At 33.4% G+C, this 15396-nt stretch carries 10 protein-coding genes; 5 read left to right on the top strand and 5 right to left on the bottom strand.

Translation table 11 applies throughout. The features are described 5' to 3' along the window. Nucleotides 1-118 precede the first annotated feature (118 nt). Nucleotides 119-6622, top strand: coding sequence for an MG2 domain-containing protein (locus tag FLAK523_RS06475; protein ID WP_248907690.1), 6504 nt, complete (start codon nucleotides 119-121; stop codon nucleotides 6620-6622). Between the two features lie 54 nt (nucleotides 6623-6676). On the opposite strand, the gene obgE is transcribed toward FLAK523_RS06475, so the two are convergent. From obgE to hpt, 4 genes are all read right to left on the bottom strand, one after another. Continuing rightward, the gene (gene obgE / locus FLAK523_RS06470) at nucleotides 6677-7678 is read right to left on the bottom strand and encodes a GTPase ObgE (protein ID WP_248907689.1); all 1002 of its coding nucleotides are present in this window, start codon (nucleotides 7676-7678) and stop codon (nucleotides 6677-6679) included. Nucleotides 7679-7770: 92 nt separating this feature from the next. After that, nucleotides 7771-8994, bottom strand: coding sequence for a hemolysin family protein (locus FLAK523_RS06465; protein WP_248907688.1), 1224 nt, complete (start codon nucleotides 8992-8994; stop codon nucleotides 7771-7773). A gap of 108 nt (nucleotides 8995-9102) precedes the next feature. Beyond that, on the bottom strand, nucleotides 9103-9693 hold the full coding sequence (locus tag FLAK523_RS06460; RefSeq protein ID WP_248907687.1) for an adenylate kinase: 591 nt from the start codon (nucleotides 9691-9693) through the stop codon (nucleotides 9103-9105). A 17-nt stretch (nucleotides 9694-9710) separates the two neighbouring features. Next, entirely contained in the window at nucleotides 9711-10241 is a 531-nt protein-coding gene (gene hpt / locus FLAK523_RS06455) for a hypoxanthine phosphoribosyltransferase (protein ID WP_248907686.1), read from the bottom strand. A 112-nt stretch (nucleotides 10242-10353) separates the two neighbouring features. On the opposite strand from hpt, the gene FLAK523_RS06450 reads away from it, so the two are divergent. The 3 genes from FLAK523_RS06450 (at nucleotide 10354) to purE (ending at nucleotide 12652) form a co-directional block, all read left to right on the top strand. Continuing rightward, a complete protein-coding gene (locus FLAK523_RS06450; protein ID WP_248907685.1) occupies nucleotides 10354-10884 on the top strand; it encodes a hypothetical protein in 531 nt (176 codons plus the stop codon). Between the two features lie 55 nt (nucleotides 10885-10939). After that, on the top strand, nucleotides 10940-12097 hold the full coding sequence (locus FLAK523_RS06445) for a 5-(carboxyamino)imidazole ribonucleotide synthase (RefSeq protein WP_248907683.1): 1158 nt from the start codon (nucleotides 10940-10942) through the stop codon (nucleotides 12095-12097). Between the two features lie 72 nt (nucleotides 12098-12169). After that, the gene (gene purE, locus FLAK523_RS06440; protein ID WP_248907682.1) at nucleotides 12170-12652 is read left to right on the top strand and encodes a 5-(carboxyamino)imidazole ribonucleotide mutase; all 483 of its coding nucleotides are present in this window, start codon (nucleotides 12170-12172) and stop codon (nucleotides 12650-12652) included. A gap of 43 nt (nucleotides 12653-12695) precedes the next feature. On the opposite strand, the gene FLAK523_RS06435 is transcribed toward purE, so the two are convergent. Beyond that, nucleotides 12696-13094, bottom strand: coding sequence for a hypothetical protein (locus FLAK523_RS06435; protein ID WP_248907681.1), 399 nt, complete (start codon nucleotides 13092-13094; stop codon nucleotides 12696-12698). Nucleotides 13095-13350: 256 nt separating this feature from the next. Between FLAK523_RS06435 and FLAK523_RS06430 the strand changes: the two genes are divergently transcribed. Further along, complete coding sequence (locus FLAK523_RS06430) at nucleotides 13351-15378, top strand: M3 family metallopeptidase (protein ID WP_248907680.1); 2028 nt, start codon at nucleotides 13351-13353, stop codon at nucleotides 15376-15378. Nucleotides 15379-15396: the final 18 nt, after the last annotated feature.

The following is a 15396-nucleotide window of genomic DNA, read 5'->3' as shown; positions in this document are numbered from 1 at the left end:
TAGCCTTTTTGTATTAGCAAAAAACACTAGTAATAAAAAATAAAAACAAAGAACACTTAAGATAAATAGTACTAATTTCACATCAGTAAAATCATTACTCATTATTTGAAAAAATTACATGAAAAAAATATTTTTATACTTCCTTTTTATTTCTATTTCTTCTATTGCTCAACAATTTGATGAAAAATGGAATACCGTAATCACATTAGAAAAAGAGGGCAAAATTAAATCCGCCAGTGTTCTTGTGGATAAAATATACAAAACAGCAGTTGCTAACAATAATGAAACACAAATAATTAAATGTTTCTTTTATAATTCAAAATACATACAAACATTAGAAGAAGACGCACAAACCAAAATTTTAAGGAATCTAAAACATCACATAAACGCAGTTTCAGAACCATCTAAAGCAATATTGAATTTTGTTTACGGTAAATGTTTGGCCGATTATTATGACCAGAATAGTTATAAATTAAGATCAAGAATAACCACTGATAGCTTAAGCACCAACTTCCTGTTATGGTCTAATGAAGATTTGAAATCTCAAATAGACATTGCTTATAAAAATAGCATTGTAAGCAAAAATATTTTAAAAAAAACTTCCTTAAAATCGTATCAATCCATATTTGATCAAGATGTTCTTTCAAAAATAAGCGAACAAAATTTATATTATTTCCTATTAGATGAAAACATTAATTATTACACTAAAAAATTAAATCATTGGAATATAGAAACGAGTATTTACAAGAAATATAAAGACCTATTATTTGGGGATTCAAATGGCTTTACTACCCTAAATCTAGATTTTGTAAAAGATCCTATTTCAAGAAAACTAATTACACTTTACCAAATAAAAGAAACAGAAACCAACTCTTTAATCAATCGGTTCAAACGTATGCAATTCTGCAATACCGTTATTAAAAGCGACATTGATTATTTAAATGTTTTAGAAAAAATACAATATCAAAACAGCGATCCTGAAACCCAACAAACAATACAACTTGAAAAAGCTAAACTATATGCAAGCCTAGCGTCAAAGGATACTTACCCTGATTACAATATCAAAGCGCTCACACTACTCGATAGTATACTTATTATAAAAAACAGATCCAATGCACACAAAATAGCCGGACAAAAAAAACAAAATATCGAAGATAAAGTCCTTAACATACAACTTCTTCAAAATAGTTATCAAAACGAAAATACCAGAGCATTTATAAGTTCCAAAAATGTAAATAACTTAAGCGTCTCCTTTTTTAAAATAGACAATACTACTTTAGCAATACTAAACAATTGGCGAAAAGAAAGAGATAGTCTTGCTGCGGGTATCATTGAAAAAAATATTTTAGTAAAAAGCATCAATTACTCGCTAACAAATAAAAATGACTACTTTAATTATACTACCGAAATTGTATTGCCACAACTTGAGATTGGTACTTATATGGTATATTTTGAAAGCGATTCCGACTTAAAAAACACAAAGGCATTTGCTTACCAAACTATTATAGTCAGTAACCTTTCTGTATTAACAAGTTTTGAAAACAATACCGACTACTATCAAGTTTTAGATCGTAAAACTGGAAATCCAATAGAAAAAGCAAGTATAAAATTCAATAATACTGAATTAACCACAGATAAAAACGGCGATGCTTTTTTTAAACGAGGGGACAATAATTACAATAACTTTGAAATTACAATCACTAAAGAAAATGACACTTTAATTACCTATAAAAGAGCTGATAATTACAATACAATCAAAATTAAAGAAGATCCTAAAGCAAAAGTTGAGTTCTATTTAGACAGAGCAATTTATCGTCCTGGGCAAACTGTGTATTACAAAGGAATTGCTTTTCGTGAAGACGATGAAAGAACAGAAACAAAAGTTGTTCCCAATGTTTTGATAAAAATCATTCTTAAAGACCATAACAATAAAGAAATCCAAAACTTTGAAGTAACCACTAATTCTTTTGGTTCTTTTTCAGGAGAAGTAATCCTTCCAAAAAATGGTTTGAGTGGCAATATGACACTTGAAGCAGGAAGGCCAGATGACACTGAAGACGAGGATCCTTTTTGGGACAAAGTGAAGTTTGAAAACTCAAGAATCAATTTTAAATTAGAAGAATACAAACGTCCCAAATTTGAAGTTTATTTTGAGCCTAATAAACAGAATAATTTAATAAATCAAAACATTAAAGTTGAAGGCACCGCGAAATCATTCTCGGGCGCAAACATTTCTGATTCAAAAGTAACCTATAGAATTTCCTATGAAGTTTATAATAATAATCAAGATAGTTATATCTATAGAGGGCAAGGTGGAGTAATTGGGACTGGAGAGACAACAACCAATGCTTCTGGAAAATTCACGATCAACTTTCTTGCTAAAGCCGATGATCGTTTCCCTAAGGAAAATTTACCCGTTTTTAGTTATCGTATTACGGCAGATGTTACAGATAGTAATGGCGAAACACATTCCTCAACTAATACAATCAACGTTGGTTATCATACTATCAACTTAAAAATAAATGCCCCGAAAGAAATCAATACTAAAGACAAAAACGCTTTAGAAATTAGCACCAAAAATCTTAACGGTCAGTTTGTAGCCGTTAAAGGCGAAATAAATCTATATTTCATCAGGGCATTTCCAAATAAAATAAAACCAAGAACTTGGCCAATTCCTGAAATTGAAACTATCGCAAAACCTGAGTTTGAAAAATTATTCCCTTTCGAGAATAATGAAAAACCCATAACTGGAAAAGAAACAGGGACACTCGTTTATTCTAGGAAAATAGACACTGAGAAAGATAAAAATATTGCCCTTGACTTTATCTCAAATTATAAATCTGGCTACTACAAAGCAATCCTCACCGCTGTCGACGAGAACAACTTTCCTCTGGAAAGTCAAGCAATCATTGAAGTCAATCAGAGTGCTGAAAAATTAAATCACAATAAAATATTTACAGTTGAGCTACTGAATGAAAATCCAAAAAAGGATGGCTTTGTTCTACTAAATATTAGCTCTATAATTCCTAATCAATATATTAAAATCATAAGCTTTTATGAAAGCATATTATTCTATAACCAAAATAAAAAATTAAAAAACAATCAGCTAACCTTACAAATACCTTTAAACAAATCATTTAAAAACTCAATAAAAATTGGTCTTGAAACAATATTCGAAAATCAATATTTCAACCAGGAACTAATAGTACCTTTAATAGAAGAAGAAAAAAAGCTAGATTTTTCTGTAGAAAGCTTTAGAAACAAAATTCAACCAGGCAAGGAAGAAAACTGGTCTTTTAAAATTGCTGCCACAAATACAAATGTAGAATCGGAAGTACTTGCTTCTATGTATGACAGCTCACTAGATCAAATCCACAAAGGGTACTGGAATAACCTAAATGGCAATCAAACTAGTTACAACCGAATTCAGTTTAGAGAGCAATTAACTTTTGACAAAACCTATGCAACATTACGTAATCTAAATCCAAGCGCAACCTCAACTTACTTGAAAGAGGAAGCAACACAATTAATGTGGTTTGGATTTAATTTCACTAACCCAAATGATTATTATTCCCTAAATAAGTATCAAAAATATCTTTATAAGAAGAATCCAAGACAAGTAAATAACGAACACATTTCAGGATATATTACAGATCAAAGGGGAGAATCCATACCTGGCGTAGGAATTAACGTAAAGGATAAAAGAATAAACGCTATAAGTGATTATGAAGGCTATTATGAAATCAATGCTAAACAAACAGATTCACTGATTTATTCACATATAGGGTATCAAACTCAAACTATTGCTATTGACAAAAACACTATTGATGTTGCTTTAAAAGAAGGTTCCTCAGACTTAAAAGAGGAAGTAATTATATATAATTATAGCAGTAGAGAAAAAAAGTCACCAGCATATTCCACTCAAATACTAGATAGAAAAGTAAGCGCCGAATCGATTCGAGCTGTTGCTGCAGTGCGCATAGTTGAAGAAGCAGACAATCAAGTATACAACACTGCCGGTAGCAACTTTCAGCTTGAAAGCCGTGCCGCAGGAATCATGATAAAAAACGCAACAAAAAATCAAGACATTACAAATGCACTTTATATTATTGATTCTGAATTTGCAACTCAAAATCAAGCCGAAGCACTCGATTATTCTAACATCCTTACCATTGAATTCTTAGAAAAAGAAAAAGCAGTCAATCTTTATGGTAAAAAAGCAGAAAACGGAGTCGTAATAATCACCACCACCATGTCACTTGTGGCTTTGGCAAATGTAAAGGCAAGAAAAAATCTATCTGAAACAGCTTTCTTTTATCCTCATTTAAAAACAGATAGTAAAGGAAATATCAACTTCAACTTCAATTCACCTGAAGCACTGACAGCATGGAAACTTCGTTTACTGGCGCACAATAAAAATGCAGTTTCAGGATATTTAGAAAAAATTGTTGTCACCCAAAAAGATCTAATGGTAATTCCCAATTTCCCTCGATTTTTCAGAGAAAAGGACAGCATTCAAATAACTACCAAAATTGCAAATATGACTAGTGAACCCAAAACAGGAATTGCTATTTTGAAACTATTTGATGCATCAACAATGGAAGCTATTGATGTGCAAATGTTGAATGAAAAAAGTATACGAAATTATACTGTCTCCGCTAACGGCAATACAACTGTAAGTTGGAATATTTATATCCCTGAAGGATTACAAGGCGTTCAGTACAAAGTTCTAGCCAAAGCGGGTAATTTCTCAGATGGAGAGGAAAACATATTACCTGTTTTGACAAATAAAATGATTGTTACTGAAAGCATTCCTATTTGGGTTAGAGAAAACAGTACAAAGGAATATACTTTTGACAATCTAAAAAACAATAATTCAAGCACTTTACGTAATCATCAATTCACATTCGAATACACTTCAAATCCAGCTTGGATAGCGATTCAATCTCTTCCTTATTTAATGGAGTATGAACACGAATGTGCCGAGCAAACTTTTGCGCGTTTTTACGCAAATGCATTAGCTTCAGCAATTATTTCAAGCAATCCAAAAATCGCTACTGTTTTCGATACTTGGAGAAAGAATGGCAAAATTAACTCGAAGCTGGAAGAAAACGAAGAATTAAAATCGATTGTTCTAGCTGAAACACCTTGGTTAAATGATGCCCAAAGCGAGGATGAAAAGAAAAGCAAATTAGCACTGCTTTTTGATTTAGAAAAAATGAAAAACAAACAAGAAGTTACTTTTGATAAGTTAAAGCAAAAGCAAAAAACATCGGGAGGATTTGTATGGTTTGGTGGAAACGAGGAAAACGAATACATCACCAGACATATTTTATCTGGTTTGGGACATCTAGCGAAACTGGACAAAAGCGAAAACAGCAGAATAAAAACAGAACAAATCTCAAAAACCGGAATTCCGTTTTTGGACAAAAGATTCGAAGAGAATTACAAACAAAGAACTAAAAACAAGAAAGAAAACGGCAAACCCATCTGGTTAGAACCAAACACGGATTTGCATTATCTATACACCCGAAGTTTTTACATTGAAAGTAACCCCATTTCGGATACGTTGAAAAAAATAGTTGATATCTATTTAGAAAATGCCAAAGAAAATTGGCTGTCCTATTCTTTATATGAAAAGGGAATGGCGTCCTTGGTGTTAAATCGTTTTAGCGAAAAAAATACGGCCAAGAAAATACTTGAAAATTTAAGAGAAACCGCTTCTAATAATGAAGACTGGGGTATGTATTGGATTGCAAACAAAGCTGGTTGGTATTGGCATCAGGCGCCCATAGAAACACAGGCCTTGCTTATTGAGGCTTTCGCCGAAATCGACAACGATACTAAGTCAGTAGATGCAATGAAAGTGTGGCTTTTAAAAAATAAGCAAACTAAAAATTGGCCCACCACAAAAGCAACAACCGAAGCAGTATATGCTTTACTGATGCAAGGAACAGATTGGCTGAGTATTAAAGACAACACTAGGATTAAAATTGGGGACGAAAAAATACTAACCAAAAAGCTGACCGAAAACGAGAAAGAAGCTGAAACAGGCTACCTAAAACTCAATTGGAAAGCAGACGAAATTAAAAAAGAAACAGCAGTAATTTCTATCGAAAACAAATCTAAAGTCCCCGGTTTTGGTGGTATATATTGGCAGTATTTTGAAGATTCCGATAAAATAAAAGATCATAACGGTAGTGTTTTATCAGTTACTAAAGAATTGTATTTAAAGAAAAACACAGACAAAGGTGAAATTCTACAAAAGGCAACATCAAATTACCTAATGGAAATTGGTGATTTAGTAAGTGTAAGGTTAATAATTACTGCCAAGGAAAACATGGAATTTATTCACCTAAAAGACATGCGAGCATCTTGTTTTGAACCTGTAAAAACATTGTCTGAACACCAATACAAAGATGGGTTAAGTTTTTATCAAAGCACTAAAGATGTTGCCACACATTTCTTTTTCGACTCGATTAATAAAGGAACTTATGTAATAGAATATGACATTCTAGTAAATAACAAAGGTGATTTCTCCAATGGAATCACAACCATTCAAAGTATGTACGCTCCTGAATTTAGTAGTCACACCAAAGGCATTCGAGTAAAAATTAAATAAAAAAAACCGTCTCACTTATAAAATGAGACGGTTTTACTATATTAAAAATGAATATTAATCATTCAACATTTTCCATAGCTTATCTTTTAACTCTGTCAATCCTTGTTGAGCAACAGATGAAATAAACATATAGGGAACATCTTTGAAAGCAACATCCAGTTCAACTTTAAGTTCTGCTTTTAATTCATCATCAAGCATATCGCATTTAGATATCACTAACAAACGTTCTTTATCAAGCATTTCAGGATTATACTTAGTCAATTCATTAACTAATATATCATATTCTCCTTTGATGTCTGGAGTGTCTACAGGCACTAAGAACAATAGTGTTGAGTTACGTTCAATGTGACGTAAAAAGTAATGTCCTAAACCTTTTCCTTCGGCTGCTCCTTCTATAATTCCTGGAATATCAGCAATTACAAAAGATTGAAAATCTCTATAAGCAACAATACCTAAGTTGGGCTTTAAAGTAGTAAATGGATAATCAGCAATTTTTGGTTTTGCAGAAGTTAATACAGATAACAAAGTTGACTTTCCAGCATTAGGAAAACCTACTAGACCTACATCAGCTAATACTTTAAGTTCTAGAATAACATCCATCTCTACTCCAGGCAATCCTGGTTGAGCATATCTAGGTGTTTGATTTGTAGAACTTCTAAAGTGCCAGTTTCCTAGTCCTCCTTTACCTCCTCTAGAAAGAATTTGTTTTTCCCCTTCTTCAGTAATTTCGAATAAGGTTTCGCCCGTTTCTTTATCCTTAACAACAGTTCCTAAAGGAACCTCAATGTATTTGTCAGCTCCATCAGCACCAGTACTTCTATCTCCAGCACCATCTCCACCGTGACCAGCTTTGACATGTCGCGCAAATTTAAGATGAAACAAAGTCCAAAGCGCTTTGTTCCCTACAAGAAATACGTGTCCACCACGTCCACCATCACCACCATCGGGACCACCCTTTTCAATAAATTTCTCTCTGTGTAAATGCGTTGAACCTTTTCCTCCCTTTCCGGAAGAAACATATATTTTTACGTAATCTACAAAATTCCCTTCAGTCATCTTTTCTTAAATATTCAGTTTTAAGTCACAGTTAATAGCTGGTATTCTCAGTGTAATGGTACTGAAAACAGAAACTAAATCCGTTAACTTTTTTATTTATATAATGATTTCACCATTATTTTATCAATCTTAACCCCATCCATATCAATCACTTCCAATTCAAATTTTTGCCAAATCAATTTTTCGCCTTGTTTTGGAATATGAGAAAGCTCCACCATAATTAGTCCGCTTACCGTGGTTACTTCATAATCATTAATCAACTCGTCTAGTTCAAAGTAAGTCAGGAAATCATGTAACGAATAATGTCCGTCAACTAACCAAGATCCATCTTCTCTTTCTAGCAATTGAAAATCTTCTTTATAAAAATCGGACGCATTTCCAACTAAAGCTTCCAAAATGTCGTTCAGAGTTATCACCCCTTGAAAAATACCATACTCATCTGAAACAAATGAATAATGAATACCCGTTTTTTTAAATCTTTCCAAAGCTTTATAAGCTGTAGTTTGCTCCATCATAAAAGGAGCCTCTGTCATAATATGCTGCAAATTGAAATTTTCCTTATCAATATTAGCAAAAATACTTTTCAGGTTAACAACCCCCACAATATCATCATAATCCTTATCGTAAACAGGATAAATAGAATGCAATTCTTCAAGCATAAATTCCTTTACCTGAACTTTAGTAGCATGCAATGGTAAAAAAACCACAGACTTTCTATGGGTCATTAAAGAATTTATTTTTCTGTCTCCAATATGAAAAACACGCTCTACAATATCTTGTTCAATCTCCTGAACTTCTCCCCCTTCGGTACCTTCTTTTATAATAGCTTTAATTTCCTCCTCGGTTACTTTACCGTCAGCTGTAGGTTTTATATTTAAGACATTTAATAAAAAATCAGTTGAATGAGTCAACATCCAAATAAATGGTGCAGTAACAATCGAAACCATCTTCATCGGCAAAGCGACTGCTTTAGCAATAGCTTCCGGATGATTCAGACCAATCCTTTTTGGCAATAACTCTCCTAAAACCAATGAGAAAAAAGTCAACACTACTACTACTAAACCTACTGCAATTGTGTGTGCATATAGAGCCATAAACTCAAAACCTCTAACAAAAGCTTCAACATCCTTTGTGATTTTATCCCCACTATAAATACCCGTAAGAATCCCGATAAGGGTAATTCCTATTTGCACCGTAGATAAAAACTTATTTGGAGAATTAGCCAAATCTAATGCGATCTGTGCATTTTTATTCCCTTTTTTTGCAGCTGTCTCTAATCTATTTTTCCTAGCCGAAATCAATGAGATTTCTGACATGGAAAAAAGTCCGTTTAGGAGTATTAGAAAAAGTATTATTAGTATTTCCAAAGTTTTAAATTTGTTAGGAGTATAATTCAGAAATCAGAAATTTCTAAACGCTAATTCTTATCCTTTTACTTTCACTTCTAATTCATCAATCACTAAGCTTAAACGTTCAGTGATTTCTTCAATTGTTCCAATACCATTCACTGCATAAAACTTTCCTTGTGACTTATAAAAATCCATCAAAGGAGCTGTTTTTTCGTTGTATTCCTGATATCTGTTTCTGATTTTGTCTTCATCTTGATCATCAGGTCTGCCACTAGTTTTTCCTCTTTCTAACAATCTTTGAATAAGGATTTCATCATCCGCTTCAAGCGCAACAGTTGCAGTTACAGCTGAGTTTATTGTTTCAAGATATTCATCTAAAGCTTGTGCTTGTGAAATTGTTCTTGGGTAACCGTCAAATAGAATACCGTTAGAATCCAAGTTTTTATTTACCTCATCAATTAACATTTTAGTCGTTAATTCATCAGGAACTAAATCACCTGCATCCATATAAACTCGTACTTGCTTACCTAGTTCAGTATTATTTTTCAAATTAAAACGAAATACATCTCCTGTAGAAATGTGTATTAATTTGTATTTCTCTTTTAAAAACTCAGCTTGTGTTCCTTTTCCCGCACCTGGTTTCCCAAATAAAACAATGTTAATCATAGTTGTGTATTACGTAGTTATTCTTTTAATTGATATACTTCTGGTAAATTTCTACCTAGACCATCATAGTCTAAACCAAAACCCACTATAAATTTATTAGGAATTCTAACTCCTATATAATCAATTTTTATATCTTTTTTATATGCTTCTGGCTTGAAGAAAAGTGTCGCTATTCTTAAATGTTTTACATTTTGTTTTTTGAATAATTCCTTGAGAACAACTAATGTATTCCCCGTATCTACAATATCTTCAATTATAACAACAGATCTCCCAGATAAATCTTGGTTTAAACCAATCAATTGCTTTACCTCATCTGTTGAGGAAGTCCCTTCATAGGAAGCCAGTTTTATAAAACTGACTTCACAGGGTTTCTTATAGCCTTTCATAAAATCAGAAACTACCATAAAAGAACCGTTTAAAACACCCACAAAAACCGGTGTTTCGTCAGTAAAATCATCTTCTATTTGAGCCACCATTTTCGCTATTGCAAATTCTATTTCTTTAGCTGAAATAAACGGAACAAATTGTTTATCGTGAAGTTGAATCATTATTTTTGTATTTAAAATAATGTGCAAAGATAGGTATTTCTGAATTGAGAATTCAGATTTAAAACCATAAGAATATATACAGTTAAAAATAACGAGCTTTTTTACACCAACAATGAATATTAAACTTTATAAAAACATATCAAACAGCACTGCATATAGGGCGAGCCGTCAAGAAAACGCATCTCTAATTTTAGCCAACCCTGATTTATATCCTGATTTATTAGAACTCTCTTTAAATACAGAAGACAAAAACCACCATAAAGCATACTGGATTCTCGAATTAGTCTTAGAAGATCAACTTTATTTACTCATCAATTATCTAGATCGTTTTTGTCAAAGTCACTCAAAATCCAATAATAACAGTGCACTACGGTCTGTTTCTAAAACATATATGTTTGCAACACAACACCTTTCTTTAACTGAACTCCAAGAGCAAAAAATAATTAAAAGCTGTTTGGATTGGCTCATTGAGGAAGATCTTAAAGTTGCGCCAAAAGCTTATTCTATCAGGGCATTGTTTGAACTTGGTAAAAAACACAAGTGGATTTATTCTGATTTACAACGCATACTTAACGATGACTACATGAAATATTCAGCTGGATACAAAGCAATTGCAAGAGAAATATTGAAGAAAATAAAATAGCATTTTCCAATTCAAGCTTTATAAAGTATCTTTGCCGGCAACAAACAACGCAACAATGAATTATTTTTCTTCTGAATTCAAACTAGGAATATTAGGTGGTGGCCAATTAGGCAAAATGCTTTTATTTGACACTCGAAAATTTGATATTCAAACTTACGTCCTGGATCCTAGTGACGAGGCTCCTTGTAAAATCGCTTGCAATCATTTCTTCAAAGGGGATTTGATGGATTTTGAAACGGTATATAATTTTGGTAAAAAAGTAGATGTACTTACATTCGAAATTGAACTTGTAAACCTTGAAGCTTTAGAGAGATTGGAAAACGAAGGTCTTAAAGTCTACCCTTCCCCTAAAACACTTAAAGGAATTCAAAATAAAGGAATTCAGAAAGATTTTTATATAGAAAATAATATTCCTACAGCTGACTATAAAAGATTCAACAATTTAACTACTCTTCAAAAAGTAGTTGAGAACAACGAAATCCAATTGCCTTTTGTATGGAAATGTACTGAATTTGGATACGACGGTAACGGAGTAAAAGTTATTCGGAAAAACACCGACCTTGATAATCTACCCAATGTAGAATGCATAGCCGAAACTATGGTGCCTTTCAAAAATGAATTGGCAGTTATCGTTTGTCGCAATCCATCAGGAGAAATCAAGACTTATCCTGTAGTTGAAATGGAATTCCATCCGGAGGCTAACCAAGTGGAATATGTAATATGTCCAGCTCGTATAGATGAAACTGTTGCCGAAAAAGCAAGAGCTATCGCTTTAAATGTTTCTGAAAAATTCAATCATGTAGGTTTATTGGCAGTAGAAATGTTCCAAACCGAGAACGACGAAATTCTCGTAAACGAAGTTGCCCCACGTCCACACAATTCAGGTCATTATTCCATCGAAGCAAGTTACACTTCTCAATTCGAAAACCATTTACGCGCCATTCTAGACTTACCTCTAGGAAACACGGACAGTAAAGTGGCTGGAATTATGGTGAATTTAGTTGGAGCCGAAGGGTTTTCAGGAAATGTGATTTATGAAAACATCGAGACCATCTTAGAATGGAATGGTGTTACGCCGCACATTTACGGTAAAAAACAAACTCGCCCTTTTAGAAAAATGGGTCACGTAACAATAGTAAACGAAGACATCAAAGAAGCAAGACGAATTGCCGAGGATGTGAAGAACACGATTAGAGTAATCAGTGGTCAGTGATCAGTTTTCAGTCGCAGTTTTCAGTTGCCATTGCATAACTTTAAACTTTTAAACCTTAAACTTTAAACAAAAATGAAAGTAGCCGTAATCATGGGAAGTATCTCAGATATGCCCGTAATGCAAGACGCCATAGACATCCTAAAAGGATTCGACATAGAAACTGAAGTAGATATCGTTTCGGCACATAGAACACCTGAAAAATTATTTGATTTTAGTAAAAACGCACACACTCGTGGCATTACAGTTATTATAGCTGGTGCTGGTGGCGCAGCTCATTTACCGGGAATGGTCGCATCAATGTCTCCGCTACCTGTTATTGGAGTACCTGTAAAATCTAGCAACTCAATTGATGGATGGGACAGTGTGCTGTCTATTTTACAAATGCCTGGAGGAGTTCCAGTAGCAACTGTAGCATTAAACGGTGCGAAAAACGCAGGAATCCTAGCAGCACAAATCATAGGAAGTCAAAATAAGAATGTCCTAGACAAAATAATTCAATACAAAACAGAATTAAAAGAAGCGGTTGATAAAGCTTCTGACAATCTTAAAAAATAAAACTTATAAAAAAGGCTTCCACTGTTTCTGGAAGCCTTTTCTTTTACTTAACTTTAAATGTTTCTGTTCGAAATATCTCTTGACCTCCAGGCCAAGAAATAGAACCATCATCCTCAGCAGTTATAAAAATTTGTTCAGGCTGAAATGGAGTTGTGCTTTTTAAGGATGCTTTATTAGAACTACCACTAACTAATTTCCCTATGTTTTTTGCTTGACCATCTTCGCTTACAATCCACACTACGTAGAACGCTTTAGCAGGATTCAAACGATCAGCATTAGCTAAATGCCTTACCTCTAAATCAACCACATAATTTTTGTTTTTGTCTTTAGTTACTTTTACAGTACCTTCAGCTGCCGGTACTATTGAAGAAACTGGCAAATCAATTTTAGTTGCGCATGAACTCATTGCAACTACAAGAAACAATATAAATATTTTTTTCATATCCTTTTTGATTATTGTTAGTAATAATCCAAGTTTCTAATTTAGAAAAAATTATAATACAAATAAAAAAAACTTATGTATAGTGTCGCTTTTTAAAAAAGAGTAAAATTCTTGTTGTCCAGTTTTATTTATAAAAGTCCTCTATTATAATACTTTTAAGTCTTTCTGATTTTACTTCATTCTATTCTTCTGTATTTTATTAAATCCTTACATTTGACTTTTAAATTATAAACACAAAGTTATTAATCATATCACAATGAGTTTACTTACATCAAAATTCAATACCAAGTACGATACAGCGCCTTTTTCAAAAATAAAAAATGAAGATTTCCTTCCTTCTTTTCAAGAAGGGATTGCATTAGCAAAAACGGAAATTGATGCTATAGTACAAAACACGGAAAAACCAACTTTCGAAAACACCATTGAGGCTTTGGATTTCAGCGGACATATTTTAGATAGAATTTCAAGTGTTTTTTTCAATTTGAATTCGGCTGAAACCAATGATGAAATCCAAAAAATAGCTCAGGACGTTTCTCCTTTATTATCAGAATTCGGAAATGACATTCGCCTTAACGCTGATTTGTTTGCCAAAGTAAAAACAGTATTCGAACAGAAAGAGAATTTAAACCTCAACCCAGAACAGACTACTTTACTGGATGAAAAATATAAAAGTTTTTCTAGAAATGGAGCCAATCTACCTGAAGACAAAAAAATAAAACTTCGTGAAATAGACAAAGAGCTTTCAAAAACAAGCCTCAACTTTGGCGAAAATGTCTTGGCGGAAACCCAAGCCTTTCAATTGCATCTTACTGATGAAAAAGAACTGTCCGGTTTACCTGAAGGCACTATAGAAGCCGCTCGTTCTTTGGCGAAAAGCCAAGAAAAAGAAGGTTGGCTTTTCACTTTAGATTACCCAAGTTATGTTCCTTTTGTCACATATGCTGATAACCGTGAACTTAGAAAAAAAATGGCAATCGCTTTTGGATCAAAAGGCTTTCAAAACAATGCTCTTGACAATCAAGAAAACGTGCTTAAAATTGCCAAACTTCGTTTTGACAGAGCCCAGATTTTAGGTTATGCCACTCATGCGCATTTTGTCCTTGAAGAAAGAATGGCCGAGAGTCCTGAAAAGGTAAAAACTTTTTCTCATGATTTATTGGAAAAAGCAAAACCAGCTGCCCTAAAAGAATTTGCTGAATTAACGGCTTTCGCCAAAAAGCTAGACGGAATCGAGCAACTTGAAAAATGGGACGGCGCTTATTATTCGGAGAAATTGAAACAGGAATTATTCAATTTAGACGATGAAAAATTAAAGCCCTATTTTCAATTGGAAAAAGTATTGGATGGTGCTTTTACAGTGGCTCAAAAACTATACGGAATCACTTTTGAAGAAACTTTCGAAATTGACAAATACCATGACGAAGTGACCACATATGAAGTGAAAGATAATAACAACAATTTGGTTGCCGTTTTCTATGCTGATTTTTTCCCTAGAAAAGGAAAACGAAATGGTGCCTGGATGACATCCTATAAATCTCAATTCATAAAAGACGGTGCAAATGAAAGACCACACATTTCGATCGTTTGTAATTTCACAAAACCTACTGAGACGAAACCTTCACTTTTGACATTTAATGAGGTGACAACTTTGTTTCATGAATTTGGTCACGCGTTGCACGGTATATTGGCTAACACTACATATCCAAGTTTATCAGGGACCTCAGTGTATTGGGACTTTGTGGAATTACCAAGTCAGATTTTCGAAAACTGGTGTTACGAGCCAGAAGCTTTGGCGATATTCGCTTATCATTATCAAACAAATGAAATGATTCCGATTGAATTGGTCAAAAAAATTAAGGAGAGCTCCAATTTCCAGGAAGGAATGGCCACAATGCGTCAATTGAGTTTTGGATTACTGGATATGGGTTGGCACGCACAAGACCCTTCGAAAATCACATCAATAAAAGCATTTGAAAACGACCAATTTGCTGATACGCAATTGTATCCAGATGTTACAGAAAATGCAATGAGCACTTCGTTCTCCCATATTTTTCAAGGTGGATACTCGTCAGGATATTACAGCTACAAATGGGCTGAAGTTCTTGATGCGGATGCATTTGAATACTTTCAAGAAAAAGGGATTTTCAATAAAGAAGTCGCCGATAAATTCAAGGACAACATTCTATCTAAAGGAGGAACTGAACATCCTATGATTTTATATAAACGATTTAGAGGACACGAACCTAGTCCAGATGCTTTATTAAAAAGAGCAGGATTGATATAATTATAAATTTAAACCGAA

The organism is Flavobacterium sp. K5-23, assembly GCF_023278045.1.
In the GTDB taxonomy this organism is placed as follows: Bacteria; Bacteroidota; Bacteroidia; order Flavobacteriales; family Flavobacteriaceae; genus Flavobacterium.
This window is presented reverse-complemented; position numbering and strand designations above follow the sequence as displayed.